The organism is Hymenobacter taeanensis (assembly GCF_013137895.1).
GTDB classification, from domain to species: Bacteria; Bacteroidota; Bacteroidia; order Cytophagales; family Hymenobacteraceae; genus Hymenobacter; species Hymenobacter taeanensis.
Window position 1 is genome coordinate 2,919,721 of the sequence record NZ_CP053538.1, and the last position, 26,595, is coordinate 2,946,315.

General features: G+C 56.5%; 25 protein-coding genes and 1 tRNA gene. 12 read left to right on the forward strand and 14 right to left on the reverse strand.

The window, feature by feature from the left end; genetic code table 11:
- Positions 1-6: 6 nt before the first annotated feature.
- Complete coding sequence (locus HMJ29_RS12420; RefSeq protein ID WP_171591796.1) at positions 7-1,245, reverse strand: MFS transporter; 1,239 nt, start codon at positions 1,243-1,245, stop codon at positions 7-9.
- Between the two features lie 131 nt (positions 1,246-1,376).
- On the opposite strand from HMJ29_RS12420, the gene HMJ29_RS12425 reads away from it, so the two are divergent.
- The 4 genes from HMJ29_RS12425 to HMJ29_RS12440 all read left to right on the forward strand — a co-directional run bounded on the left by HMJ29_RS12425 (position 1,377) and on the right by HMJ29_RS12440 (position 5,454).
- Positions 1,377-2,108: a Bax inhibitor-1/YccA family protein gene (locus tag HMJ29_RS12425; protein WP_171591797.1), complete on the forward strand. Its 732-nt coding sequence runs from the start codon at positions 1,377-1,379 to the stop codon at positions 2,106-2,108.
- A gap of 222 nt (positions 2,109-2,330) precedes the next feature.
- The gene (locus HMJ29_RS12430; protein WP_171591798.1) at positions 2,331-3,512 is read left to right on the forward strand and encodes an MFS transporter; all 1,182 of its coding nucleotides are present in this window, start codon (positions 2,331-2,333) and stop codon (positions 3,510-3,512) included.
- A gap of 197 nt (positions 3,513-3,709) precedes the next feature.
- A complete protein-coding gene (locus tag HMJ29_RS12435; RefSeq protein WP_171591799.1) occupies positions 3,710-4,327 on the forward strand; it encodes a DNA-3-methyladenine glycosylase I in 618 nt (205 codons plus the stop codon).
- A gap of 131 nt (positions 4,328-4,458) precedes the next feature.
- On the forward strand, positions 4,459-5,454 hold the full coding sequence (locus tag HMJ29_RS12440; protein ID WP_171591800.1) for a Gfo/Idh/MocA family protein: 996 nt from the start codon (positions 4,459-4,461) through the stop codon (positions 5,452-5,454).
- A 77-nt stretch (positions 5,455-5,531) separates the two neighbouring features.
- On the opposite strand, the gene HMJ29_RS12445 is transcribed toward HMJ29_RS12440, so the two are convergent.
- From HMJ29_RS12445 to HMJ29_RS12455, 3 genes are all read right to left on the reverse strand, one after another.
- Entirely contained in the window at positions 5,532-7,373 is a 1,842-nt protein-coding gene (locus HMJ29_RS12445; RefSeq protein WP_244679280.1) for a M61 family metallopeptidase, read from the reverse strand.
- 143 nt (positions 7,374-7,516) lie between these two features.
- Positions 7,517-7,729, reverse strand: a complete 213-nt coding sequence (locus tag HMJ29_RS12450) for a hypothetical protein (protein WP_171591801.1) — start codon at positions 7,727-7,729, stop codon at positions 7,517-7,519.
- A 60-nt stretch (positions 7,730-7,789) separates the two neighbouring features.
- Complete coding sequence (locus HMJ29_RS12455; RefSeq protein ID WP_171591802.1) at positions 7,790-8,428, reverse strand: class I SAM-dependent methyltransferase; 639 nt, start codon at positions 8,426-8,428, stop codon at positions 7,790-7,792.
- Between the two features lie 109 nt (positions 8,429-8,537).
- On the opposite strand from HMJ29_RS12455, the gene HMJ29_RS12460 reads away from it, so the two are divergent.
- From HMJ29_RS12460 to HMJ29_RS12470, 3 genes are all read left to right on the forward strand, one after another.
- Positions 8,538-9,254: a phosphatase PAP2 family protein gene (locus tag HMJ29_RS12460; RefSeq protein ID WP_171591803.1), complete on the forward strand. Its 717-nt coding sequence runs from the start codon at positions 8,538-8,540 to the stop codon at positions 9,252-9,254.
- 135 nt (positions 9,255-9,389) lie between these two features.
- A tRNA-Leu gene (locus tag HMJ29_RS12465) sits at positions 9,390-9,471 on the forward strand.
- Between the two features lie 113 nt (positions 9,472-9,584).
- Positions 9,585-10,259: a phosphatase PAP2 family protein gene (locus HMJ29_RS12470; protein WP_171591804.1), complete on the forward strand. Its 675-nt coding sequence runs from the start codon at positions 9,585-9,587 to the stop codon at positions 10,257-10,259.
- Positions 10,260-10,269: 10 nt separating this feature from the next.
- Here HMJ29_RS12470 and HMJ29_RS12475 read toward each other — a convergent pair whose 3' ends face one another.
- From HMJ29_RS12475 to HMJ29_RS12505, 7 genes are all read right to left on the reverse strand, one after another.
- Positions 10,270-12,597 (reverse strand): GAF domain-containing protein, encoded by a 2,328-nt coding sequence (locus HMJ29_RS12475; RefSeq protein ID WP_171591805.1) that lies wholly within the window; start codon positions 12,595-12,597, stop codon positions 10,270-10,272.
- A 126-nt stretch (positions 12,598-12,723) separates the two neighbouring features.
- Positions 12,724-13,278 (reverse strand): hypothetical protein, encoded by a 555-nt coding sequence (locus HMJ29_RS12480; RefSeq protein ID WP_171591806.1) that lies wholly within the window; start codon positions 13,276-13,278, stop codon positions 12,724-12,726.
- Between the two features lie 189 nt (positions 13,279-13,467).
- Positions 13,468-14,352, reverse strand: a complete 885-nt coding sequence (locus HMJ29_RS12485; protein ID WP_171591807.1) for a T9SS type A sorting domain-containing protein — start codon at positions 14,350-14,352, stop codon at positions 13,468-13,470.
- 158 nt (positions 14,353-14,510) lie between these two features.
- The gene (locus tag HMJ29_RS12490; RefSeq protein ID WP_171591808.1) at positions 14,511-16,070 is read right to left on the reverse strand and encodes a M16 family metallopeptidase; all 1,560 of its coding nucleotides are present in this window, start codon (positions 16,068-16,070) and stop codon (positions 14,511-14,513) included.
- A 120-nt stretch (positions 16,071-16,190) separates the two neighbouring features.
- Positions 16,191-17,576, reverse strand: a complete 1,386-nt coding sequence (locus HMJ29_RS12495) for a M16 family metallopeptidase (protein ID WP_171591809.1) — start codon at positions 17,574-17,576, stop codon at positions 16,191-16,193.
- A 278-nt stretch (positions 17,577-17,854) separates the two neighbouring features.
- Entirely contained in the window at positions 17,855-18,508 is a 654-nt protein-coding gene (locus tag HMJ29_RS12500) for a hypothetical protein (protein ID WP_171591810.1), read from the reverse strand.
- Positions 18,509-18,738: 230 nt separating this feature from the next.
- On the reverse strand, positions 18,739-20,157 hold the full coding sequence (locus HMJ29_RS12505) for a dicarboxylate/amino acid:cation symporter (RefSeq protein WP_171591811.1): 1,419 nt from the start codon (positions 20,155-20,157) through the stop codon (positions 18,739-18,741).
- Between the two features lie 190 nt (positions 20,158-20,347).
- Here HMJ29_RS12505 and HMJ29_RS12510 point away from each other — a divergent pair, with 190 nt between their 5' ends.
- Entirely contained in the window at positions 20,348-21,382 is a 1,035-nt protein-coding gene (locus tag HMJ29_RS12510; RefSeq protein ID WP_171591812.1) for a dipeptide epimerase, read from the forward strand.
- 63 nt (positions 21,383-21,445) lie between these two features.
- On the opposite strand, the gene HMJ29_RS12515 is transcribed toward HMJ29_RS12510, so the two are convergent.
- Positions 21,446-22,030, reverse strand: coding sequence for a DUF6799 domain-containing protein (locus HMJ29_RS12515; protein WP_171591813.1), 585 nt, complete (start codon positions 22,028-22,030; stop codon positions 21,446-21,448).
- 160 nt (positions 22,031-22,190) lie between these two features.
- Between HMJ29_RS12515 and HMJ29_RS12520 the strand changes: the two genes are divergently transcribed.
- Together HMJ29_RS12520 and HMJ29_RS12525 are read left to right on the forward strand one after the other, a co-directional pair.
- On the forward strand, positions 22,191-22,640 hold the full coding sequence (locus tag HMJ29_RS12520) for a MarR family winged helix-turn-helix transcriptional regulator (RefSeq protein ID WP_171591814.1): 450 nt from the start codon (positions 22,191-22,193) through the stop codon (positions 22,638-22,640).
- 41 nt (positions 22,641-22,681) lie between these two features.
- On the forward strand, positions 22,682-23,329 hold the full coding sequence (locus tag HMJ29_RS12525) for a YceI family protein (RefSeq protein ID WP_171591815.1): 648 nt from the start codon (positions 22,682-22,684) through the stop codon (positions 23,327-23,329).
- Between the two features lie 87 nt (positions 23,330-23,416).
- Here the strand turns inward: HMJ29_RS12525 and HMJ29_RS12530 are convergent, their stop codons facing one another.
- Positions 23,417-24,154 (reverse strand): hypothetical protein, encoded by a 738-nt coding sequence (locus HMJ29_RS12530; RefSeq protein WP_171591816.1) that lies wholly within the window; start codon positions 24,152-24,154, stop codon positions 23,417-23,419.
- Between the two features lie 169 nt (positions 24,155-24,323).
- On the reverse strand, positions 24,324-24,881 hold the full coding sequence (locus HMJ29_RS12535; RefSeq protein ID WP_171591817.1) for a hypothetical protein: 558 nt from the start codon (positions 24,879-24,881) through the stop codon (positions 24,324-24,326).
- Positions 24,882-25,470: 589 nt separating this feature from the next.
- On the opposite strand from HMJ29_RS12535, the gene HMJ29_RS12540 reads away from it, so the two are divergent.
- Together HMJ29_RS12540 and recR are read left to right on the forward strand one after the other, a co-directional pair.
- A complete protein-coding gene (locus HMJ29_RS12540; RefSeq protein ID WP_135433844.1) occupies positions 25,471-25,752 on the forward strand; it encodes an ATP-dependent Clp protease adaptor ClpS in 282 nt (93 codons plus the stop codon).
- 138 nt (positions 25,753-25,890) lie between these two features.
- The gene (recR, locus tag HMJ29_RS12545) at positions 25,891-26,505 is read left to right on the forward strand and encodes a recombination mediator RecR (RefSeq protein WP_171591818.1); all 615 of its coding nucleotides are present in this window, start codon (positions 25,891-25,893) and stop codon (positions 26,503-26,505) included.
- The last annotated feature ends 90 nt before the right edge of the window (positions 26,506-26,595 follow it).

The following is a 26,595-nucleotide window of genomic DNA, read 5'->3' on the forward strand; positions in this document are numbered from 1 at the left end:
CTAAAATTAGCTCTCCGACAGCGCAGCCGCCAACTCAGCTTGGCGCAGCTGTTGCCGGGCCTGCCAGGCCACCAGTGCCAGGCAACAGGCAAACCACAGCCACGGCAGCCGTAAATCAACTACTGATAACGCCGCCAGCACCAGTGTGCTCCCAAAGCTAGCTAAGCCCTGCACGGCCTGGTTCAGACCAAATATCTCGCCCCGGTCGGCATCGGTAGTGCGCTGAGCCAGCAAGCCTTCCAGTAGTCCCTGGATCAGGGATAGAGTGAGGCAGTCGAGGGCGGTCAGGACGTAGAGGCGCGTAACCGACTGGCCTACGAACCCATAGCCGACCAGAATAGGCACGCCCACCAGGGCCAGCCAGAAAATGGCGCGGCGCTGGTTGAGGCGGTCGGCGAGGTAGGTGTAGAACAGGTAGTTGATGGCCACGCTCAACACCCCAAAAAACATGAAGAAGTACGCAATGCCGCGGGCATCCAAGTGCAGCTCCCCAATGCTGATGAAAGGCACAAAGTACGTGTAGTACCCCGTACTTAGCGTAAGCGCTACCTGCATCAGCACGATGGGGCGCAGGCCCCGGTCGGGCGTATCCTGCTCCCGCAGCCGCTGCCAGAGCGTAAGCGGGTTCACGGCCCGGATGAGCTCGGCCCGGAGCTCAGCCCCACGCACGGGGGTGCGCTGGGTATGGGTTTCACGAAGCAGCAGGCTAAGCCCCACATTCAGCGCGGCCAGGGTTACGGCCAGCGCTACCACGTAAGCCACCTGCTGGCTAGGCTTTACCTCCCAAAGCGTAAGCACGGCGCCCGAGGCCATGGGCCCCAGCACAAACCCCAGGGAAATAATGGCGCCCTCAATCCCAAGGTTTCGGAACAAGCGCTCCGGCGGCGAAATATCCGTAATGGCCGCACGAATGGTGGCGTATATGCCGTTGGTGAGGCCGTCGCTGAAGCGGTTGGCGAAGTACAGCGTGGCTCGTACCGGGAACAGCAGGGCATTCGCCAGCAAGGTGCCCACCGCCGATAACACCAGGATAGGCCTACGCCCCCAGCCATCAGAGAGGCGCCCCAGTACCGGGGCCGAAAACAGCTGCACCCCCAGGAATATGCCCGTGCCCAGCACCATCCACAGCTGAGGCCGTGCTAGGCCGCGCACAAACTCCGGTAGCACCGGCCCGATGGCCGCGCCAATAACTACGTCAAGGAGAATAATGCTATAAAGCAGCCAAAGGCGACGGTCAGAGGGCATGGGGGAATAAGATGGGCGTAGTGGAGGAGTAGATATTTTTCAGCCCGTTTTGGTCATTTTACTGTGTAGCAACCCCCGAATCGGTATCTTGGCTTCGTTTAGTTTTCATTCTTACTTTCTATTTCCTTAGTATGGAAAATTTTACTCCCGAGGAGCAGGCTCCAACTCAGCCTGAAATTACTATCAGCGCCGAAGAAGCAGCCCAGGTACAGGCTAGTTTCATGCGCCAGGTATATGGCTGGATGGCCGGCGCCCTGGCACTTACGGGCGGCGTAGCTATGCTGGTCGGTTCTTCGCCGGAAATCATTGAGTTAGTTGCTGGCAACCGCCTGGCATTTTGGGCCTTGCTTCTGCTGGAAATGTTTGTGGTGGGCTACATTTCGGCGCGCGCTTTTGACATGTCAGTAAGCGCCGTAACCGGAGCATTTTTTGCCTATTCTGCTTTAAACGGCATCACGCTCGGCATCATTTTCCTTGTCTTCACCGCCGATTCTATTGCCTCAACCTTCTTCGTAACGGGTGGCACATTTGCCGTTATGAGCCTCTACGGGTACTTCACGCGCACTGATCTATCTCGATGGGGCAACATCCTGTTTATGGGACTGGTAGGCCTCATTATTGCCTCAGTAGTAAACCTGTTTTGGCTGAATTCCCTGCTTTACACCATCACTTCGTTCATTGGGGTAATTATGTTTGTGGCCCTTACGGCATACGACACCCAGAAGCTGAAGGCGCTGGCGTTTGTTGGCCTCGGCGATGAGGAAACTGACCGCAAAGCCGCCGTGTTAGGGGCCCTCACCCTGTACCTCGACTTTATTAACCTTTTCCTGTTCCTGCTCCGCATTTTCGGGCGCCGCAAATAGAAGCTGAAGCCATTAGCCCCGCACGAAACAGTCAATCTGGCCACGTCCGGATTGGCTGTTTTTTTATGCTCTTAGAAAACGCTTTCTGTTGGGAACTGGCGCTTAGAGGTGTATTTGGTGTTGGAATGTAGCTGAGCAGGAAAGAAGTAAACTTTAGTTTTTTAAAACCTAAAGGTTGTTTTAGCTGTCTGTAGGCCTACCTCTGTTGTGGGCCACTCCTCTATGAATTCAAAACGCGTATTAATCCCCCTAACCCTGGGCGGATTCGGCATCGGCATGACGGAATTTGTCATGATGGGTATTCTGCCGGATGTAGCCAAGGCCCTGCACATCTCCATTCCTACGGCCGGGCACCTGATATCCGCTTACGCGCTGGGTGTGGTGGTGGGTGCGCCCCTGATGGTGGCCCTTACCGGCAAGCTGCCGCCCCGCAAGATTCTGGCCTTGCTTATGCTGATTTTCGCGGTGGGCAATGGGCTGTCGGCGGTGGCACCCGGCTATGAGCTGATGCTGCTGACGCGCTTTATCTCGGGGCTGCCGCACGGAGCGTTCTTCGGCGTAGGCGCTGTGGTGGCGGGTCGGCTGGCAGAGCCGGGGAAGGAGGCGCAGGCCGTGTCCATCATGTTTGCGGGCCTCACCATTGCCAATATTATTGGGGTGCCAATTGGTACCTACCTGGGCCACACCTTTAGCTGGCGCATTCCTTTTGTGCTGATAGTAGTGGTGGCCCTGCTTACCGTGGTGAGTGTGCGGCGCCTGCTGCCGGAGCTACCAGCCCGCGAGACCAATCTCAGGCAAGAGTTTGTGGCCTTCACCCGCCTAGAGCCCTGGCTCATTATTGCTATTACCATTCTGGGCAATGGGGGCTTCTTTGCCTGGTTCAGCTACATTGTGCCGCTGTTTACGGAGGTGGCTGGTTTCAGCCACAACGCCGTCACTATTTTGATGGTGCTGGCTGGCGTGGGCATGGCCTTGGGCAACCTGCTGGGCGGCTGGCTCACCGACCGTATGTCGCCGTTGCGGGCTACCACCTGGCTGCTGTTGGCTATGGCGGCGGCGTTGTTTACTATTCCGGTAGCAGCTCAACACCAATGGTCAACGGTGGTCATGACTATGCTTACCGGTGCGCTGGCTTTCTCTACCGCGGCGCCCATCCAGATGCTGATGATCAGGGCCGCTAAGGGCTCCGAGATGCTGGCGTCGTCGCTGAGTCAGTCGGGCTTCAATACGGGCAATGCTTTGGGTGCTTACCTGGGCGGCCTGCCCATTGCCGCTGGCCTGGGCTATACCTCGCCCGACTGGGTTGGAGGCGCGCTGGTACTTGGAGGCGTTGGCTTCGCTGCCATGCTGGTACTGCGCCGCCGCCGACAGCAGAATCAGCCGGAACAAGCTGTGGCGGCGTAGGCAATAACATACTGATTATGCCCCTGGCGCTTACCGTTAGTGCTGAGCCTGTGAGAGTAACAACTTTCAGATAAAGCTAGGCCACTGCGTAAAGCAGCGGCAATGGGCGGCCTCTGGTGAGGTGCAAATGTAGCCGAGGGAAGTGACCTAGAGAGGGGCTAACCAACCGGGATAGGGTCTTAGTAAAACTTATCAGCATGATAATCCCCAACCTGCCTGCTCGCTCCCCCGATGGCCGTTGCCCCTGGGCTAACCACAATGAGCTGCTGCGCGAATTTCACGACTATGAGTGGGGCGAGCCAGTTGCCGAAGCAGGTATTTTGTTTGAATACCTGGTGCTGCACACCTTTCAGCTAGGCTTCGATTTTCCGGTGGTGCTGAAGCGGCGCGAGGGGTTTCGGGAGCTGCTGGCCGGTTTCGACCCGGAGCGACTGGCGCGGTTTGGGGAGGAGGAAATAGCAGAGCTGCTGCTGAACCCGCGTATTCTGCGCAACCGGCGCAAGCTGGAGGCCACCGTGCAAAATGCGCAAGCGTGGCTGCGGCTCCGGCAGCAGGTGGGCGGCGAGGCTGGCCTGCTGCCGTTTTTCTACCAGTACGTAGGTGGCCGCGCCCTCGACAACCGCCGCAGCGAAGCCAACCCCGTGCCCGTCTCTACACCTCAAAGCGAGGCCATGAGCCAGGATCTGAAGCGGCGCGGCTTTGTAATGACTGGCCCCGTAACCTGCTACAATATTTTGCAAACTGCCGGCCTGGTAAATGACCACCTGCTCAGCTGTCCTCGCCACGCTGAGTGCCTGGCCCTGGCGGCGCACTAGCGCTTAACAAGGTAGAAGTGGCCTAGGGTCTTGACGAACACACCGGCCTGCAGGTAAGCTTAAAACCTAGTAACCCCGTAAGGCCAGATACCTTTGGCTGCCTTTTTAGCCGCTCACCTTCTACTTACACTATGCGCACCTACAATTGGGCCATTATGGGCCTCGGCCAAATAGCCCACAAGTTTGCTGAAAGCCTGACCCTGTTGCCCAATGCCCGGCTCCACGCCGTTGCCTCGCGCACTGGGGCCAAGGCCGAGGAGTTTGCTGCTCAATATGGAGTACCTCACGCCGTTGGGAGCTATGAGGAGTTACTGACCGTACCCGACGTAGATGTGGTATACATTGCTACGCCGCATACTGAACACTACGCTAACACGCTACTGTGCCTGCGGGCGGGACTGCCAGTGCTCTGCGAGAAGCCGTTTGCCGTGAACACCGTGCAAGCCCAGGAGATGAGGCGCGTGGCAGAAGAGAAGGGCGTATTCCTGATGGAGGCCTTCTGGACGCGCTTCTTCCCGGCTATCCATAAGGCCCTGGAAGTGGTAGCCTCGGGCACCATTGGGGAGGTGAAGCACCTGGCGGCCGACTTTGGCTTTGTGGCGCCGTACAACCCGGAGGGCCGGCTGTTTAACCCCGTACTGGCGGGCGGCTCCTTGCTGGATATTGGGGTATACCCGCTGTTTATCAGCAAGCTTTTCCTCGGAGAACCTCAGGCAATACGCGCGGTTGCCACCCTCGCCGATACTGGGGTAGATGTAAATTGTGCTATGGCACTGGCCTACGCGAGCGGTGCCACGGCTAGCCTGTTCTCTACCATAGCTGCTCAAACAGATAATCAGTGCATCCTGTACGGCACCCAAGGTCAGCTTCACCTTACCGGCCGCTTTCATGCGGCCAGCGGTATCATGCTGAAGCTCCCAAACCAGGAGCCGCAGGTAATTCCATGTGAGAAACAGGGTTTCGGCTACCACTACGAAGCCGAGCACGTGCAACAATGCCTGACCCAGGGCCTCACCCAAAGCCCATTGCTGCCCCTGCAGTTTACCCAAGAGCTGATGCAGCAGCTCGACGCAATTCGGCAGCAGATTGGTCTTCGCTACCCAATGGAGTCAATAGGTACGGCCTAAAAAGCCATCAGGGGCCACAGCTTACTGTGGCCCCTGATGGGTATAGGTAAAAAACGGAAACTAGCAAGGAGCCCGTGCTACTTTGCCTTGCTGCCTAGCCAGGCCTCTCTGAATTTCTTTTGGGCTTTGGTTAGTGGCTTTTTCGCTTGCTCATAGGTTACTACTTCCAGCGCGGGGTCTTCCACCAGGGTTACGGGCACCGTGCGGATGCCGTCACGGGCCCGTACTTCTACCTGCACCACGTCGCCGGGCTTGTGGGCCGCCAGGCGCTTCTGCATCTCCTTGGCATTGGTAGGCTTCTGCCCCTCAAACTTCAGCAGCACGTCTTCGCGGTCTAGGCCAGCGGTATAGAGAGGGCTGCCAACGGAGGTGGTACCGAGAGTAGCCGAGCTGTCGGCGTTGAACTGCAGCCGCGCCGCCAGGCTGGCTTGTCCGGCTCGGGCCGGGCGCACGAGCATACCAGCGGGGGCCAGCAGCTCCTCGTATTTAGGAAGCTCATGCCCGTAAATATGCTGCCGGAAAAACTGCCCGGCAAAGGCCGTATCCTTGGCTACCTGGCCTAGCACGCGCTGCAAGTCCTGCAGGGTGTAAGGCTTTTCGGGGGCGTAGTTGCTCTGGAACTGGCCCTGCTGCTGCCATAGCGTGCGCATGTACGTGTCAAGGTCGGTCTTGTAGCGCTGGCGCAGCTCTAAGTCCAGGGCCAGGGCGTTGGCGCCGCCAATGTAATAGTAGCTCAGGTAGGTATTAGAGCGGTTGTTGGGGTCGATGGCTGCGGCAGCATCCACGAACGGGGCCTGCTGGCTCATATACACCGGCGAGTAGCGCTTCGCCCCCGGCGACAACAGCATAGCACCCACCAGGCCACTAAGGGCCTCCTGGCAATACTGCTCATCGGTGTAAATGCCAGCGCGGCGTAGCAGCAGCTCGCCGTAGTACTGCGTGAAGCCCTCGGCAAACCAGAGGCCACTGCTCATGTTGGCGCGCTCAAAATCAAACGGCTCCAGGTCTTTGGGCCTGATGCGCTCCACGTTCCAGCTATGGAAAAACTCGTGAGAAACGGTGCCCAGGTTATCAAGAGCGCCGGAGCCGCGCAAGGGGCGGTTGCTGGTGAGGCTGGTGGAGTTGCGGTGTTCCATACCATCACCGCTGGTCTGAGGCAGGTAATTAGCTACGAAGGTGTAACGGCCAAAATCGTAGTCGGGCAGACCGCCAAAAACCGCCGCCGCCTCTTTCACTACTTTCTTGGTTTGGTTGGCGAAGGCATCCAGCTCAGCTGCGGTGCCATCATGCAGCACCTGCATTTCAATGGTTTTGCCTTGCTCCTGCCAGCTGCGCACCTGCTGGGGGCCCAGCGACGTAGGCGAGTCCATGAGATACTGCATATGCGGGGCAAAGTAGGTACCTTTAACCGCATCGGGCCGCAGCTGCGAGGCCACCGTCCAGCCCTGGGGTAGCTCAAACTTTACTTCTGCCGGGCGCTGCTCCAGGTCCCGGGCGAAGGCCAGCGTAGCGGGCATGTTCAGGTGGGCATGGCGCGAGTCAATGCCGGCATAGGTGCCATCGGTACGGTCGCCGAACAGGGTGTAGGTGAACCGCACAGTACCATCGTGGCCGGTTACATTCCAGCCGTAGGGGTCAGGCTTATCTACACTCAGAGTCTTTCCTTTTGAGTCAGTGGCCTGCACATCATACACGTTCTTGGCAAACTCATGCAGGGCGTAGCGGCCGGGCGAGGAGCGCGCCATGCGTACCTGCAACGGGCCGGCGGGCACATCGGTAAACGTAACCGTTACGCGGGCCTCGTGGTGCACGGCATTGGGGAAGGCCACGGAGTATTGCACGGGAGCCTGGGCAGCGGCCGGGCGGCCGAAAGCCAGCGGTAGGCCTAGCAAGAGCAGGGCAGCAGTTTTCCGCATCATAGGGGAGAGGAAGAGAAGGAGAGACGAAGCGTATAGAAATGCTAACCTAAGAGGTATAGGCTAAACTGCCTAAATTCTCAGCAGATAGACCACTTCAAGCCAAACCCGAGCGCCCACCAATCAGCCACTTTGCCAATCAGGGCTTATAAACTCCAGGCTAGTTGCAGCTCCAGGATTTCGGCTTTAATAGTGCGCTTGATTGAGCCAGTGGTATCGAAGTAGGTGGCGTAGTACCGTGCCTCAAGTGTAGGGCTATCCTTTCGAGCTCCCGACCCGAGGGCCCAGTTGGGTTGGGCGTGGGCAACGGAGTAGGAGCTACCAATAAGCAGGATAATAAGCGTACCAGACTTGAGCATAAAGTAATAATGGAGCGAATAGGTGTGGCCAAGTTACAGGAAGCTGTCTTACTCGCTTTACTACTGCCATACCGAGGCCTCTACCATCCCGCCAAAATAACTTCCTACTGGCCTAGCCGCTAGGCCTAGCCGTTGCAGCTCCAGTTCAATTGGCGGGCGGCGGCGGGCGCTAATGCCAGTAGTCAGGCCGAAAAAGGCATACATGGCCGCCAACAGGCTACGATGCCACCAGGTTGCAGGCCGGGCAAAATCGGCGAGGAGCCAGGGGGCCTCTGGCCTACGCGCTGCTTGTAGCCGGGCAATAAGCTGCCGTAGTCGAGCCGGCTCAAATAAGTCGAGCAGAAAGAAAGTTACCACCGCATCAAACTGCTCTCTGGGGCGCAATGCGTCTTCAGTACCTAACCTAAACTCAACCTGGGCCAGCTTGGTAGGCCAGTGCTGGCGCAAAAACTCCTGGCTGCGGCGCAGCATTTGCGGGGAGGCCTCCAGGTAAAGCACCTTAGCCGCCGGGCGCTGGCGTAATGCCTCGCCCAGTACCCAGCCGGTGCCTCCGCCAATGATTAAAATGTAGGGTGCTCCCGTTGGCAAGGCCGTAAGGGCAGCCAGCTGCGCCTGCTGCAACGCCCGGCCATACACCAACCGCGCCAGCGGATCATAAACGGCCGCTACATAGTCAAAGCCAGAGTCGGGGAGGGACATAGGGGGGAGGCAGCGGCTCTTGGTCTACGTGATTCGGCCGTTGCGCCCCGAAATGTCGTAAGAACCACGACAACCGACTCCGCTGGGCCAAGTTTATTGCTGCTTTTCTATGACCAAATCAATTCGCCAACTGCTGGCTGGTGTCACGCTGTTCGTTACTGAGTTTGCCATAACGCTATTACTGGGTACGGTGGGTGTAGTAATTTTTCTGGCCTTGAGCCGGGAGGTGTTTGATCAGGATGCTGCTACGTTTGACGCGGCCGCTTTCCGCTGGACGCGCCAGCTCTTCGGGCCTGAGCGGCAGCAGTGGGTGCAGGGTATTACCTTTCTGGCCTCGCGAAACTTCATCACGGGTATGGGCCTGCTGCTAGTGGCCTGGCTGCTGCTGGTACGGCGACACCGGTGGTACTCCTTGCTGGTGCCGGTAGTTGCGCTGGGCAGCATCACGCTCAACCTGGTCCTGAAGCAGTTCTACCACCGGCCGCGCCCCTTACTGCCGTTGGTTTCAGCAAGTGGCCTGAGCTTTCCCAGCGGGCACGCCATGATATCAGCCTCCTTCTATGGCCTGATGGTGTATCTGGTGCAAGCGCATGTGCGGCACCCGGCGCTCCGCTGGGGCCTCACTACGGCTCTGGTGGCACTCATTATTCTGATTGGACTCACGCGGGTGTACCTGCGCGTACACTATGCCACTGATGTGCTGGCCGGCTTCACGGCGGGCTTAGTGTGGCTGGTAGTGGCTATTCCGCTTCTGCAGCAACTGGAAGTTGCGGCAAAAAAACGCTTCGGCAAACAAGTGCAATCACCTGAAAAACAGCCTATATAGCCCGTAAAGCAAATTTTTGTGATTAAGTTTTTATTGTTTTTTGGGCTGAAAGCTTGACATACGTCGAAAAAGCCTTCTATCTTTGCAGCATCAAATGACACTCCAGAAGGGAAATTGTCAGTTGAACATCAGAATGCGCTTGTGGCGAAATTGGTAGACGCGCTGTCTTCAGGCGGCAGTTCCGAAAGGTGTGAGAGTTCGAGTCTCTCCGAGCGCACGAAAGCCGGTCCAGAAATGGGCTGGCTTTTTTGTTTTCTGGCGGCTGGCATCGTAGCCCACTCCAACACCCAAGGCCCGCGTTGCGTTGGATAGCGGAATAACCTTCCCGCCATGAAGAGACTTACCGCCCGGCTCGCAGCCCTGTTCAGCTTTCTTACATTGGAAATAGCGCTGGTAGGAGTTGTGTTTATGGCATCAGCCCTGCTGTTCTTTTATCTTACGCGAGTAGTATTCGTGGAAAACTCCATTGACTTTGATCAGTGGGCTTTTCGGCGCGTGGATCAGCTCCGGAGCTGGTGGCCTGGCCTGACCAGTGCGGTAGAAGGGGTGACGTTCTTTGCCTCTCTGCCTTTTCTGGTAGGAGCGGGAATAGGCCTACCCTTGTTGCTCAGGAGCCAGGGCCACCACCGCGAAGGCCTGGAGGTTTTTCTGGCAGTAGCTGGTGCTGCCTTGTTTAACCAGCTGCTGAAGGCGCATTTCCACCGAGCGCGCCCCAGCTCAGCGCTGTTCCCGCAGGCAGGCCAGAGTTTTCCAAGCGGGCACGCCATGATTGGCCTGGCCCTGTATGGCTGCCTGGCCTGGCTGCTCTGGCGCCACCGGCGCCACCCGGTGTGGGCGGCCGCGCTGCTGGCATGGGCCCTGCTAATCGGACTCACGCGGGTGTACCTGCACGTGCACTATGCTACCGATGTGCTGGCCGGCTTTGCCATTGGCCTAGTCTGGCTGATTTTACTGCGCACGGCTCTGCAGCTATGGTGGCGTGAGAAAGCAGAGGCAAAGCTTTAGGAGCTATCCTCTACAGCCGCACCTTCACCCGTAGCGCCAATAGCCCCTTCACGCCCTGTAGCTCTTCCAGTTCCAGCTCTTCAATGCCCGGCTCCAGCAGCCCGCGGTCCTGCAGGTAGTCAATGTACTCAAGGTACTCATCGGCTTCCCGTTGCTGGGTATATACCAGGGCAATGTAGCCCGGCTGGGTTAGCCGCTCACCCGTACCCTGTACCGTGGCCTTATCAATGCGCTTTTTAATGATTTCGTAGCGGATGTTGTAAGCGCCGTCTACATCAAACTGGCGCTCATCCTGCCGGAAACGAATGTTAAGGGGCTGGCTGTGAATGAGGATAAGCTGGGTGGTTTCCAGGGGCAGCGGCAACTCGGTTTTTAGCGCGGCAGTGCGGCGGGTAATTTCTACCATGACCAGCAGTTGCCACAGCCTCAGGTTCTTCAGGAAAACCAGATCAAAGGGCTTGTTCTCTACCAGTGAGGCACCCACGTAAATATTGTGCTCTACCCCATCGGTTTTAAAACGCTGGAAGTAGTGCGGGTACATATCCTGGGCCTTGGCTTCTTCCTCATCAAGGTAGTCGCTCACGGCATCATTCAGGCGGGTGGTGCTTTCCTCAAACTGCTTGCGCCGCTTGTACAAAATGCCCAATTCGGGGTCGATGTTGGCCCAATACTCCTCAATAACGGGCCGCAGCTCCGGGGCGTTTTGTGCCAGGTAGTTGAAGAGCGGCTCTACTTCCATCCGCAGCGACTCAAAGATGCTGACCTCATCACCGGTCAGGATGCCTTGGCGCAGGCGGCGCAGGTTCTTGCTCACGTAAAACTTCAGCTCATCCAAAATGGGGAGCTGCTGAAACTCGGAGGCCTTTTTCAGAACCTTATTGGCCAGGGTCAAGTGCTCAATCAGGTCGCCCTGAATAGCCTCGTTGCGGGCCGTGCTGCTGCCCCGAATGTCAGAAGAGCCGTGCAGTGGGTACACTTCATGAAAGACGATGTCTTCCATCTCTGCGTTTTTGTTGCCGTCCTCAATCTTCTGCAGCAGGTTTTGGGCGGCATCCGTGAAGCGCCACTCCATGGTGGGGTGCAGGGCGGTGAACTTCTCCTTGATGATGGCCTGCACGCGGGTCTGGATTTCCTCGGCGTTGCGTTTCACGGCCACCGCAAACAGGGGCATAAACTGCGTCACGTTCTCCAGGCTGAACTCATTGAGGTCGCCCACATTGGGTGAGCCCAGCTCCAGGAGGCCTACCGTATCATCGCCATAGGGCAGCAGCGCCAAAATAGCCGAGCGGATGCCTAGGCTAAGGATCTGCTGCCGTAGGTCGTCCGGAATGTCCGCTTTTTCCACGTCTTCCAGCACCAGAGGCTGGCGGTCTTGCCAGAGCTGGCTGTAGATCTGCCGGAAGCCCGAGCTGGCGTCTTGGTTGTGCAGCTGCTTGGTTAGAAAACTGTGGTTGATTTTGCGGCCGAAGTCCACGAAGGCCTTCTTCTTTTCGTCGTAGGCCGCAATGCCCAACTGCAGAAACGGCCGCCCAAACAATACCCGCAGCTTCTCCTGAATCTGCTCTAGCCGGTCAGAAGCCTGCAGCACGTCGCGCTCCAGCAAGTCGTACTTCAGCTCCGAGAGAATTTCCTGCTCTGTTACATCCGTAAGCTGCAGCAGGTTAAAGCCTGAGAGCTCAAAGTGCTCAGGCGGCAGCGTTTCCTGCCACACATCGGCGCGGTGCATGTTGCGGGTAAGATGATCTAACTGCTCCGGGGTCAAGGTTGGCTTTTCCCCGCGCACAATCACCTCCAGAAACGTAGAGTTGAAGTTAACGCTGTAGTGGCGGTAGAGGCCGATGCTGTAGTCGGGAACCGTGAAAATGATGGCCCCCTGCATGGGGATGTGCACCCCGTATGCCTTCTCCAGAATAAGCTGGTAGGCCATGCGGGTAGTATACACCTCCAGGGTGTGCATATCAATATTAAGCGGCTGCTTAATAGTTTGGCCCGCATTGAGGAGCACTTCCTCGAAGCGAGGAGTATAGTAGAAGCTGTGGCGTTGAAAGGGCAGTATGGCGCCGCTGATATCCGTCTGGAAAGAAGAGGAGGGGAATACCGCCAGCATCAGGGTTTCCACCAGGTCGCAGTTGCATTCCAGCTGGGTTAGGTCAGTGATGGGGCCGCGGCTCCAGTCGGCCTGCGCTACCTGCTCGCCAATAAAGCGGGCCAGTTGGGCCACCCCGGCATTAGAAGCATTCTCACGGTCTTTCCAGTACGCAATGAGGGGTTCCAGGCTAAGCGTAGTCTGGAAGGGGAATATAGCCGAGGACGGGCGGGCAACAGGTTCTTTTAGCATACAGCCAGAGAGCAGAATCTCCCAGATAGCCAGCAACAAATAGCGTTACCAACCGGAGATATAATGTATACGCGTTGCAGGCCCCCCGTGTTGAAGCAACTAGTGCAGCTTGCAAGCCACATGGCTCTACCGCTTTACCACAAATGGAACGGGCTGCTTAGGATCTGCCGGGTTAGTAGCATCAAAGGGAGTAGCCAGCCCTTTAATATACAACACCCGTTTGGTGTTCTCATAGCATGTGCAGCAGCCATCGGCTTTGAATTCGCCGGCCAGATCCACCCGCTCCACCACCACCGAGTCAGTTGGCACCTTCGGCTTCTTGCTATCAACCAGATAAAGCTTGTAGCTGTACTGGCTGACTTTTCGATTGTTGGTAGCCACAAAAGGGCTGGTGTTATTGATGATTATGGGCTGCTGGCGCACTTGCTGTAGCGTGCGAACTATTGCAACGGTATCGCGCACGGGCCGCTTGGCAGTGTCAGCCAGCACACGCCGCACCACGTACACGGTATCTAGGTCTGCTACCTTAAAAGGGCGAGTGCTGGCAGTGGTAGTATCAAATTTAAGCGCAAAGGAATCTGCATTGGCATCGTTGCAGTCGCAGGCAACAGAGCCACAGCAGGCCGCAACAAGCGCAGCAGTGGATAAGAGCAAAAACCAGGTAAAGAAGGAGCGCAGCATAGGGGCGTAAAGATAGGGGTACGCCGGCACCCGGCCCACGCTAGGCCAGTCTGGCAGTACCCCACGAAAAAGCCAGCCCAATTTTGGGCTGGCTTACAAACGTAACTGGTGGCTTAGATATTGGGTCTGATGCCCCCGCTAGCTAGGCTACCTGCCGGGCGCAGAAGTGGCCTAGGAATAACCACGTGGCTATTCTTTCACGAAACGCTTGGTTTCGGCAGAGCCTTTCGTGGTGATTTTGAAGTAATACGTGCCGTTGGTCAGGTCGCTTAGGCTCACGGGTAGGGTGTAGGTGCCTTTTTCCTTGTTCGCTTCCCGCGCTACGTTGCGCACCGTATTGCCTTTGCTATCCAGCAAGTCAATGGTTACGGGGCCGGCCTTTTTTACTTCGTACTCTAGCTGGCTAGTAGGGGCAACCGGGTTAGGATACACAGCGCTGCCAGCACTAGCGGTGGCAGAGGTAGCAGGCGCATCAGCCTTCATGAGCAGGAACATGGCGGGCCGGAAGTACTGCGTGGTGGGGTTGTTGTGCCGTATTTTGCCCCCAAGGTGCTTGCGCCGCTCCTGCTGCTCAGGCTTGGCGTTTTGGACTACCAGGTTTTTCAGGTCAGCAGACCACTTTTCGCGCTGGGGCTGTATTTCCTGGGCCAGCCGGGCAATGTCGCCCTCATATTTCTGGCCTAGCTTACCTACTTCCTGCATCAGGGCTTTTTGATCAGTGCGGAGCTTCTGCAGTTCCTGCTTTTGCGTCTCGGTTAGCTCGGGGCGGGTGCCCTGGGCCGTGCCAGCAGTGCGGAAGCTCTGGCGCAGGGCTTTGCCCCGCTGGCGCAGCTCCTGCAATTGGGTGCGGTAAATAGCCAGTTGGGCTTTATCAGAGGTGCTCAGCTGAGGCTCTAGTTTCTGGCGCTGCTGGCGCACTACGGGTAGCACGTTCTGCTGCACGTAGGCCAGTACTGCGCGCCGGGTAGGCTTGGCCTGGCCCTGGGTGTTCTGGCCGGATTGGGCCCAGGTGCTGAGGCTGGTTAGCAGCGCCACAAGCAGCAGGCCCAATGATTTACATGAAGTTGTTTGCATGGATAAAATAAGAAGGGAGTAGGCAGATGAGTCAAGCTGTTTTGCCCTATAGATGCGCGTAGGCCAGTGTAGTTTAATGCGCCCAGAAAAAAACCGCCCCAACTTTAAGTCGGGGCGGTTTAAGCGGAGCGGTAATTCCGCAACCAGTGGCCTAGCGCTTACCGGAACGTGTCGTTGGTGTCAATCACCTTTACTTCCGTCACGTTGAGCTTGTAGTTAGCTACTTCGGCATCCTCGGCTACTACGGCTTGCGGCAGGCCGGCCTTCACCACGTTGGCATAGCTCATGGGCGAGGGTGTGTTGTTCCTGAGTACATCGGCCAGGGGCTGGGCCTCACTGTCGTCGGTCACGATGGTGACAAACATGTTCTGTACCTGCCAGTGCTTGCGCATGGCCTGGTTCACGTCGTTGAGGGTGAGCTTGGCCAGTTGGCCATCTACCTCCTGCAGCCAGTCTTTGCGGCCGTAGAAATGGGAGTCGAGCAGGAAGCCGAGCTGCTTGGCGGGCGTGGTGCCGTAGAGCTTCACGTAAGAGCGCAGGAAAGTGCGGGTACGCTCAAAGTCTTCCTTGCTCATGCCATTTTTTACCACGTTGTCCATCTCGCGCACCGCCAGGCGCAGGGCAAAGGGAGCGTGGCCTACAGTGAGGTTGCCCAGCTCAGTGGGGTACTGCTTGCGCAGACCTTCGGCAATCTGCACGGGCCGCAGCCAGATGCTGGCGTAGTTGGCGTGGCGGGGCACACCGGGCACGGGCAGCATATTATTACCCCCGGCTTCATACCACTCAATGTAGCTGTAGTCGCCGTAGTTCATGGAGCGGGTCGTCCGGATTTTGTCATAGAGCTTGCCATAGCTTTTGCGGTGCTCACCCAGCCAGGAATTCGCCACCATCAGGGCCGCGAAGTCGTCCTGGGCGCGAGTGGTCTGGATGGGAAAGCCGGCAAATATCGCGGAGCCCAGGGCATCGGGCTTGCTAATGATTTCTACATGGATGCCTTTGGGCATAGCGGCCACCGGAATAGGAGTTTTCACGGTGCTTTTAGGCAGCTTCTTCATATCCTGCTCCAGCTGCTTGGCAAAGGAGGCGGGGTAGTTGCCGGCTAGACCTATGGTGAGGTTGTTCTGGCCGAAGGCGCTGGCGTAGTACTTCTTTACATCATCCAGCGTGATGCTTTTTACGCCAACAGCGGTGCCGCGTGTCATATGCTGGTAGCGGGTGTTGCGGAACAGCTGGTCCTCCAGGGCAAACTTGCTGTAGTCCTCATCTGAAGATGCCCGAATTAGCTGCTCCACGTAGTTGAGCTGGTTGCTCCTGAGGCGGTCAAAGTCTTCCTGCGTGAACGAGGGCGTCAGAATCAGTCCCCGCAGTACGGGGTAAAACTGCTTGATAAAGTCGCGGTGAAACTCGAAGGTGAACGTGGTAACCTCCTTGTCGGTGGTGGCGTAGTAGCGCGCCGCCATGGGGTAGAGCAGGTCCTTGAGCTGGGCGGCCGTCAGGTCTTTGGTACCGCCCTCGGTGAGCAGCTGGCTGGTGAGGTAAGTGAGGCCTTCTTTGCCCACAGGGTCGGCGGCAGAGCCGTTGCGGAACTGCAGCTTCACCACCACTTTGGCGGCGTTGGGCTGGCGCAACTCTACTACTTCGGCGGCGCGAGCGGGCGCCACTGTGGCCGGGCCCAGCAGGGCTGCGCTCAGCAAGAGGCGGGAAAATATATGTTTCATGGAAGTGAAATCAGGGAGGAAAAAAGGGAGAGCGCTGCCAGTTAGGTAGCGAGGCAAGCGCAACCAAGCAGTAAATAGCTTGGCTGGGTCTCGGTTAACTGCCCGCTTAGCACGCTGCTGTTACTGTAGGCCACTTGTGGCGCCCGGCCCGATGGTGCCCACCGTGAGGCTTTCGGGTACGAAGTATTTCTGGGCCACGGCCTGAATATCGGCGGGTGTTACCTGGTCGTACTGGGCGTAGAAGCGGTTCAAGGATTGTACATCACCCGTCAGCCAAATGAACTGCGCCAGGGCGTTGGCCACCTGGTCGGGTGAGTCCAGCCCCATCAGGAAGCCATACTTCAGCGCCGATTTAGTGTCGGCGAGGCGCTTGGCATCCACGGGCTTGGTTTTCATTTCCTCCAGGGCCTTGGTAATCTGGTCTTTCACGTAGCTCAGGTCCTGGGGCTTCACTACCGAGGCCCGAATAGTCATCAGGTACGGGTCGCGGGTGTAATTAGGCGAGCCGCCCACAAAGCGCACTTTCTGCTCCTTCACCACCAGCTGCTGATACAGCGGCGAGTTTTCGGCGAACAGCATAGTAGTCAGCACCTCAAGAGCCGGCAGGTCTTTGCTCCGGTCGGAGAAGGCGGGGCCGCGGTAGCTCAGGCTCACCAGCGGCGGAAAGTTGGCGTTCTGAATGTGTACCGCCCGCGGGGCCGTTTGGGCCGGCTCCGGCGTGATGTTAGGCGTGTAGGTGCCGCGTTTCCAGGAGGCGAAATACTTATCGGCCAGCTTGTTTACTTCTTCTGACTTTACGTCTCCTACCACCAGTAGCGTGGTGTACTCGGGGCGGTAAAAACGGTCGAAGAAAGAAAGCGAGTACTGGTACTGGTTGGGCATGTCCACAATGTCCTTGAAGAAGCCCATGGTGGTATGCTCGTAGGTATGCTTATCGAAGGCCGCGTCGGCTACTTTCTCGTTCAGCTGGCTGTAGAGCGAGGCAGAGTTCTTGGTGTACTCGCCCTTCACGGCCCCGGCTTCGGCCTTGAAATCGTGCTCGGCATACTTCAGGTTCTGGAAGCGGTCGGCCTCTACCTCAAACATCTTCTCCAACATGCGGGCGTTGCCGGTCATGTGGTACACAGTACGGTCGAGGGAGGTGTTGGCGTTAGCGGCAGCCCCAATGCTTTGCAGCACTTCATCATACTGCTCCTTCGAGTACTTATCGGTACCCCGGAACATCACGTGCTCAAAGAAGTGGGCGAAGCCAGTGTGGCCCGGCTCTACCTCATCGCGGGAGCCCGCCCGCACCACCAGGAAGAATGAGGCTAGCCCCGGTGAGTCGAACGGTACCGTTACCACGTTCAGGCCATTGGCCAGCTGTTTTTGCTGAATGGGGTAAGGGAATACATTAATGGAGCCGGCGGCGGCCGTGGTAGTCGCGGCACTGGCTTTCTGCGCCTCAGCGGCGGGGCCAGCCAGCAGCGCAGTGCTAAGCAACAAGGCCTGCAGGGTGTGTTTCATATGAGGGTGCAATGAGCGTGAACGGAGCCGAACCAGTAAAGGCCCGGTAGCCGCAAAGTAACCATCCGGGCCGGAAAGGTTGCAGAGTATTATTTCGTGTGACCCTGCCTGCTGTCGGCTGCTTATAACACTAATGGGGCTACGCCAAGCAGCACTTACCCCGGCTGGCTAAGGGGCATCTCATGGCTGCTTATGAAAGCCTGCTACAGCCAAATTCCCGCACCCAGCGCCAGATTGGGCAGGTGCGGGAACGGGAACAGGGCTAAGGCAGAAAGAAACTATTTGGTGGTGTGGGCCGTCCCGGTTACTTCTTCAAGAGGGCCAGCAGCCACAAGTTTAGTGCGTAGGTTTAGGGAGGCCGTATCGAGTTGGGGTCTGATCTGATTCAGGGCCAGGCGCAGGCCTTGCACGTCAGAAATCCGGGGGGCACTACTCTGGCTGTAGCCGTTGTACATGGCCACCCGTACTTTGCTATGGCCGGTACCTCTGTATGTACCCAATACTACGCCCTTGGAGTTTATGATCTGTACTTCGGCTGTTACTTTAGTGCGGTACCACTCCAGCGGCAGACCTACCAAGCAGGGCGTCATCAGAGTAGCCATTTGAAAAACCTGAAGCGCCCGGCCTGTGCGCGAAACGTTGGCCTGCGTTATAATTAGCTTGGCATAACCATACCCCAGGGTATCTTCGGGCTCTGCCGTGTGGTAGGCCAGTTCCTGACGAAATACCTTAGCGGCGTCATCAGGGTAGGCCCCTTCGGTGGCATAGAGTGGCCCAGCATCTACTACCTGCTCTAGCCGGGGCAGCTTCCCAATGGAAACCGAATGGTTGGAATGCACGGCACTATAAAGCGCTTCCTCCGACGATTTACAGCCGGTAATAGCCATTGAAGCCAATAGAAGCAGTAATAAGTACCGGTTCGCAAAGTTCATAAGCAGGATGGTTAGTATGCTGGCAGCCGGAGAACATTCCCAAAGTAAAGCTATTTGCCAAGCACAAAGCTATAGGTAAATATAAATATATAATTAAAAATTAGCACATATTGAGTACAATTTTTTACTATCTGTTGTGGAAAGTAGCCGATGTAAGATAATTACAAAATAAGTCCCCGCTCCTGAAGCCAGGGGCGGGGACTTATTTTGCCAATAAAAATTGTGGCGGCTTAGTGCGCTGAATGCGCCAGGGCGCTATCGGCTTCTGCTAAATCGTCTAGCGGAGGAGCTACATAATTATCTACAAACTCACCTTCCCAACGGGCCACCACGGCCGTAGCCAGGCAGTTGCCTACCACATTTACGGCAGTGCGGGCCATGTCCATGAGCGCATCAATACCCAAAATGATGAACACGGGCCAGGCCGGCAGGTTAAACGAGGCTACCGTAGCCAGCAGAATAACCAGCGAGGCACGTGGTACTCCGGCTACACCTTTGCTGGTCAGCATCAAGGTAAATACCATTATCAGCTGCTGGCCAAATGAGAGGTCTATGCCTGCCGCCTGGGCCACGAAGATGGCCGCCAGCGAGAGGTAGAGGGTGGTACCATCGAGGTTGAAGGAGTAGCCGGTTGGCATTACAAAGGCCACAATACGGCGGGGAACCCCAATGCCGATCATGGCTTCCATAGCGCGGGGTAGGGCAGCCTCTGAGGAGGTAGTGGCAAAGGCAATGCTCACGGGCTCCGCAATAGCCAGCACAAAGCGTTTCAGCGGGATGCGGGCAATCAGGGCAATGGGCACCAGTATCAGCACCAAGAACGCCGCCAGCGCGCCATACAGTGTTAGCAGGAGCTTAAAGGCATTGTACAAAGGCGCAAAGCCCATTTTGCCCACCGTGTAGGCCAGGGCACCGCCCACTCCGAAAGGGGCGAAGAACATGACCACGTTGGTGAACTTGAACATCACTTCCGACAAGCTCTCGGTGAGCTGCAGCATGGGGGCCCGGTGCTTCTGGTGCACCATAGCCAGCCCAATGGCGAAGATGATAGCGAATACCACCACCTGCAGTACCTGCCCTTCGGCCACCGATTTGGCAATGTTCTCGGGGAAGATGTGCAGAATAATATCGGCGGTAGTCTGCTTCACGGTGGCCAGCTGCTCCGTATCGGCCTGAATGCCGCTGCGGTCTACGCCGGCGCCGGCCCGGGTCAGGTTGATGGCGCCCAGGCCAATGAAGAGGGCGAAGGTGGTAACTACTTCAAAGTAGATAAGGGCTTTGAGGCCCATTTTGCCAACTTGCTTCAGGTCGGCGTGGCCGGCAATACCTACTACCAGCGTGGCAAATACCAGCGGGGCAATAATGGTTTTCACCAGGCGCAGGAATACGTCGCTGAGTACTTTCAGCTGTACGGCCTGCTCCGGAAAATCGTGGCCAATTTCAGCCCCCACGAGCATGCTCACCACAATCCAGAACGTAATAGAGCGGCGCTGGAAGCCCAGGGCTACGGCCGAGGCAACGGCCAGCCAGCGGATAGCCATCGGAACTGAGTCAGGCAGGGCTACCACCTGGTAGGCTGCCAGGGCCGTTAAAACGGCTGCAACAACAAAGAGAATAAGAACGATAGGTGCGAGTCGCGAAAACTTCATGCGCAGCAGTCAGGGAAAGTTAATGGCGGGAATACGACAAAGATAGGTTTTTGAGCCGGGCAGTAACACGCACCGGCTGTAAGGATGTGTACAACCACGGTATTGCCCCGTGTATCCGTAGGCCACTTGCTGGCTGATTGGGGGCGGCGTAGTACCTTGTCCTTCGCCTTTTCTTTCCTGCCCTCGCCCCATGCTTACTTGGTCTCTCACCCCACTGGTGCTGCCCTTGCGCTACACCTGGAAAATAGCGCGCAACGCGTCAATCTCTAAAACCAACCTGCTCCTAAAAGTGCAGGACCCTGCCGGCCAGGCCACCGGCTGGGGCGAAGCCGCTCCCAATGTGCGCTATGGCGAAACCCCCGAAGGTTTGCAGCAGGAGTTTGCGCAACTGCAAACCGCTGGCCTAGGCCAGTGTGCCACGCTGGAGGAGCTCACCAGCTTTCTGGGTGCTCACGCCCCGGCCCACGCCCTGCGTTTTGCCTTAGAGTCGGCGTTTGTGCACCGGGCCGCCGTGCTGGCCGGGCAGCCGGTAGCAGAATGGCTAGGCCTGGCTGCCCCAGCCCCAGCCGTAGGTACAGCCGTTACCTTGCCTATTATGGAGCCGGGTGCTGTGGCAGAGTTCCTGCGTGTGCAGGGGTACCAGCGCTTTCCCATGCTAAAGGTGAAAGTAAACCGCGAGGGGGCCGTGGACTTGCTGCGCGAAGTCACGCGTTTGCTGCCCAACCACCTGCTTATTATCGATGGCAACGAAGCTTGGACTGATGCCGACAGCCTGCGCCAGTCATGGGAGCAGATTCAGGCATTGCCTGGCCTACGCGTGCGTTTGCTGGAGCAGCCCCTGCCGGCCGCCTGCGCCGCCGACTACCGTGCCCTGAAAGGCCAGCTGGGCTGCCCCATTTTCGCCGATGAGTCGGTGACGGATGAGGCTGACTTCACGGAAATAGCCCGGCAGTTTGATGGAGTGAATATGAAGCTGATGAAGGCCGGGGGCTACCTCAACGGCCTTCGGATTCTGCGCGAGACCCGCGCCCACGGCCTCCAGACTATGCTGGGCTGCATGGTGGAAACCTCGCTGGGTATCTGGTCGGCGCTGCAAGTTAGCAGCCTGACCGAGGTATGCGACCTGGATGGCTTTTTGGTAGTGCAGGACGAGCCCTTTGGGATGGTGGGTGAGGAGCAGGGCCATTTGTTACCCCACGGTAACTGGCCTGCCATTACGCCATAAGCCCCATCGCTCTAAGGTTTTACAGCTCAGAACGATAGGGCTTATAAGAGAGGGGTGGGCTGATTACTTCAGCTTTTCGTCCAAAGCTTTTATCTGTTGGTCAAGCTGGCTGGTATCAGCGGGGCGCTGACCGGCGGAACTCATCAAGCTGATTTTCTGGTTCAGAAGTTGAATTTTCTCGCCCATGAGGCTGATTCTTTGATTCAGCTCCGTGAGGCGTAATTCTACACCCGCCGCGCTATTGGGTGCGGGGCGGTTATCAATATACTGTTGAAACTGAGGGCTAGATGTGCTGGCTGGCTCATTACGGGCCGCCGCCGCGCTACTTGGCGTAGCGAAGACAATGCCGCCATCCATGCGCACGTAATCACCCTCCTTTAAAGTCGTTATTTTGCCTCCAGGAAGTTCTACTATCCCACTCTTATAATTGATCTTGGTCCCGTTAGAGAGCACTATATTCTTTGTAAGTGGGGTAGGGCGCTTGCCTTGCACCAATACTACCTGCCCACCTTGCAGCATGAAGCGGTCGGCAGAACTGGCTTCTTTGGCACCAGCGGGCATTTTTGGCGCGGTGGTGGTTTGTGCAATAGCCGGTGTTGCGGCTAGCAGGCCTAGTAGCATAAGCCAGGAGAGAGGGAGCTTTTTCATGGGAATAGGAAGCTTAGACACCCCGCTTACGATATTTGCCCCGTAGTGGCTACATCACAACAATACACCTGAATAAAATAAAGTAGCTGAATAATGTTGCAACATTAAATGTATGTACATATATTTGCATCATTATTCAGCATGACCCCATGCCTGAGCTATGAAAATCGAGGACGAAATCAAACAGCGCACCTTTCGAGACGAGTACCAAAAAGCTTACATCAATCTGGTGTTTACTTCCGGCTGGCTGCAGCTACAGCAGGGAGCCATGTTCAAGGACTACAACCTGACCTCACCCCAGTTTAACATTCTGCGCATCCTGCGCGGTCAGCACCCTAAGCCGGCCACGGTGAACATGTTGATTGAGCGAATGCTGGATAAAACCAGCAACGCCTCCCGCATTGTAGACAAGTTGGAGACCAAGGAGCTGGTAACCCGTAAAGTGTGCCCCAGCAACCGCCGCGCTGTGGATATTCGCATCACCGATAAAGGGCTAGAACTGCTCACGCAACTCGACGACGTAATCAATTCCCAGAAGCTGGGAATGAGTAATTTAACCCCTGAGGAAGCTACGCAACTCAGTGCCTTACTTGACAAAATCCGCGACTGACGTCTTTCAGTTAACTTCAATTACCACTTCTTATTTCAACCATGAAAAAGATCGTTCTGCCGGCCCTGTTGGCCGCCGCTTTGTTTACTGCCCCCGCCTTTGCTGGGCAGCCAGTAGCAAATAAAGCTGCTGCCAGCGCTGTTAAGCCTGCCGACAAAGTGTACAAGCTGCAGCCCCAGCTCAGCACCTTGGGTTGGGATGGCAAAGCCGTAACGCACGGCCACAATGGTACCGTACAGTTCTCGGGTGGTGAGCTGCTCGTTCGCGGCAACCAGTTGGTTGGTGGCACCGTGACCGTTGACATGAAGTCTATCAAGGCCACTGACATTAAGGATGCTGAAACCAGCACCAAGTTCATGGGCCACATCACCTCCGACGACTTCTTCGGGGTGTCTAACAACCCTACCGCCACGTTCAAAATCACCAAGGTGGCCTACATTAAAGGTGCCGCTGCTGATGCCAACAACGCCAATATCACCGGCAACCTGACCATCAAAGGCAAAACCAACAGCATCACCTTCCCCGCCAAAGTAGGCGTGAAGAATGGTGTAGCTGCCGCCAGCGGTACCGCTACCGTTGACCGCACCAAGTACGACATCAAATACGGCTCGAAGTCGTTTTTTGAAGGCATCGGCGACAAAGCCATCTACGATGACTTCACGCTGAGCTTCAACGTAATTGCTAAGTAAGTAGCCCTGGCCTAGGCCAGCTTGTTACCTATAAAAAAGCCCCGCCAGTATTCTGGCGGGGCTTTTTGTTTATTTAAAAACCGAGGCCTAACGGCCAGAGCCAGCAGGGGCTGGTGAGGTAGCCGGGGGAGTTGCAGGAGCCACCTGAGGCAACGTTGCAGGGGTTGGGGGCGCCGCCGGAGCCGTCATCGCGGCCTGGTTGCGCAGCGTCAGGCGCAGAGGAGCCACGTTGCTTTCGCGTAGGCTCATAATGCCATACACTGTTTCTCCGGGGTGCAATACTTTATTGGTCAGGTCGTAGCGGGCAAATTCCATTTTCAGGTTTTTGTTGGCAGCACTGGCTCCTAGCATATTGCCTGCCGCTGCTACGGGGCCCCAGGGCAGAATAGTGCCGCCAGTGGTTTGGCCAGTGTAAGGGTCTACGCTGCCACCAATCCTGCCAATACCAAAAACGTAGAGCAAATAAATGGCCACGCCTTGCTTAAGATCATCGGCCGCCTGCAACGATGATACTGGGACTACAGGCCGGTCGGCGAAGGTCAACTCAAGGTCGCGCGAGAAATTCAGGTCTGTGCTCGTATTGTTTTTCAAGCGGACGGCCACTACCTGATATCCCTTTTTACGCTCCTTCTTAACGTATTTCTTATTGGGGCCATTTGTAAGCAAGGCACTGTACTGATAAGAAAATTCTACCGGCGCGCTTGGCACAGACACCGATTGATACGTTGCGATATGCTCAGGACGAATAGTGCTGTAACTGCCGGCGCAGCCAGTAACCACTAAAAGAGTTGCCGCAACGGCACAATGAGTAATTGTTTTGATCATATAATAAGATGAAAATGAATCTGATAATCAGATGCGCTTAGTGCTCTGAAAATCAAAAATATCGGGCTGATAGATAGGATAAAATAGATGTCTTAAGTTTCCTGTATAGATTACATATTATCCGGTTCAGATTATACCTGCTGTATGAATGAGGTTGCGTAAAATGGCCTTAATCTGGCAGTACCAATTCCCGCGGCAGCTCAAATTTGAGGCTTCGGCTCTTGGCTCGGGAATGCAGCTGCTGCAGGAAATCATCCAGCTCTGCCTTGTACTCCAGCCAGAGGTCCTCGTGCAGATTTTGGAGTACCAGTTGCGTGGTGCGCGCCGCTAGGCGGGCCGTGCTGGTGAAAAAGCCGCCGTATACACTCTCAAACTGCCCGGTATAATTCGCAAAAATGTGCCGCAGCGTATACAGGTTCAGGTCAACTTCCAGGCGCTTATCCTTGGTGATGCGGCGGGCCCGGGCTACTTCTTTGGTTGCCTTCTGCAGGGCTTTGGTGAGGCTGCGATTGAGCAGCCGGCCCGTGGCGCCCACCGCAAACAGCTCATGAATCTGGTCGGAGGCCTGCTCAAATATCGTTTCCACGGTCACGTCGGGCAGCAGCTCAAAGCTGAGGGTGTCGTACAGCTCGGCATCGCGCCGGGCGGCGCGCAGCAGCAGGGTTTCCTTTTCCTTGTCAGTCAGGCGCTTGAGGGCACGTTTGAAATCAGCGGACGGAACGGGCATAGGGTGAGGTGCTGATGAGGGAAGGGGTTAATACTATGACTGAGGTTGGCTACCTGATGCACGCAGGCTTTTGTGCTGAATAAACTGTCCCTGCATCAGGCAGCTACTGGCCTAGCTGGCCTGAAAATGCTGCGGTGGAGCTGCAGGTATGGCCTTATACTTATTTCGTTGGGCCATTGGTGGTGCGCACCTTACACTACTCATCAGGAAGGCTAGAAAACCAGGCTATTAGGAGTGTATTTTCGGGGAGAGGCTGGCAGCAAGAGAAAATCTAAAACTTCAAGTGTGGAAAGTATTTTCGGTTAAGCCAGAGCCGGCAGGCCACGAAAGTCAGCAGCGGCAAATGTCGCCTGCATACCTAAGAAGCAGGCCCGGAGAAGGAAGTAGCGGAATAAGCACCGAAAAGTACACCAGATTTTCAGAGTGCCAGGGCTAGGCCACCTCCACAGGCGGAGGCTCACTACAACTGTAAGGTGCATTCAATTTTTACAATGCTTACCCGAAACGATTCTGCTGCTCAGGCGGTTATAGGAAACCAGTTTACACCTTAGAATCCGGCTTTCTGCCTGTTTTTACGTAGTTTTGTGCCATGAACAGTAAACCGCAAATCGAGTACGACGAGGACGTTCTGCTCCTGGAAGAGACCACCGACGTGCGCGACCTGGTCGTGTATAATGATGACATTAATACCTTCGACCACGTCATCAGAACGCTCATTGATGTGTGTGGCCATGAGCCCGAACAAGCTGAGCAGTGCACCCTTCTGATCCACTACAAAGGTCAGTGCACCGTGAAGCATGGCGCCTACGACGAGTTGGCAGCTATGTGCACGGCCATCCACGACCGCGGCATCTCAGCCGATATCGTGTAGCTGGGCCTCACGAAAAAAACTGTCATCCAGCGCCTATCGAGGGACTTATCACAGGGGAATCAGTGTTTAGATACGGGCCTTGTGAGCATCTCTCGTACGCCCTGGATGACAGCTCTTTTTTACAACTTGTTGATCTGAATGGAATTCCCTTCCAAATTGATAGAAAACGCCGTTGGTGAATTGTCGAAGCTGCCGGGCATCGGCAAGAAAACGGCTTTGCGTCTGGCGCTCCACCTGCTGAAAGCCGAAACGGATGCTACGGCCTCTCTGGCGGAGGCCTTGGCCAAAATGCGCTTTGAGATTCGGTACTGCGACACCTGCCACAACATCTCTGACACGCCGGAGTGTGGTATCTGCGCCAACCAGCTACGCGACCAAAGCACCGTATGCGTAGTGTCCGACATCCGCGACGTAATTGCCATCGAAAACACGGCCCAATACCAGGGTATGTACCACGTGCTGGGCGGCGTCATTTCGCCCATTGAGGGCATTGGGCCTTCTGATCTGACCATTGACTCGTTGCTGGAGCGCGTGACCAAAGAGGGCTCAGAGGTACGCGAAGTAATTCTGGCCATCAGCCCCACCATGGAAGGCGACACGACGGCCTTTTACCTCTCGCGCAAGCTACGCGACCTGCCCGAGGTGCACGTGAGCAGCATTGCCCGCGGTATCCCGATGGGAGGTGAGCTGGAGTACGCCGACGAGATTACCTTGGGCCGCTCTATTGTAGAGCGGCAGCGGCAGGCGCGCTAACCCCGTGGCCCTAGGCCAGTTTAAGTAGAATAACAACCAGAAGCAGCCCGCAGAGTAGTTCTGCGGGCTGCTTTTTGCTTGCAGTAACTG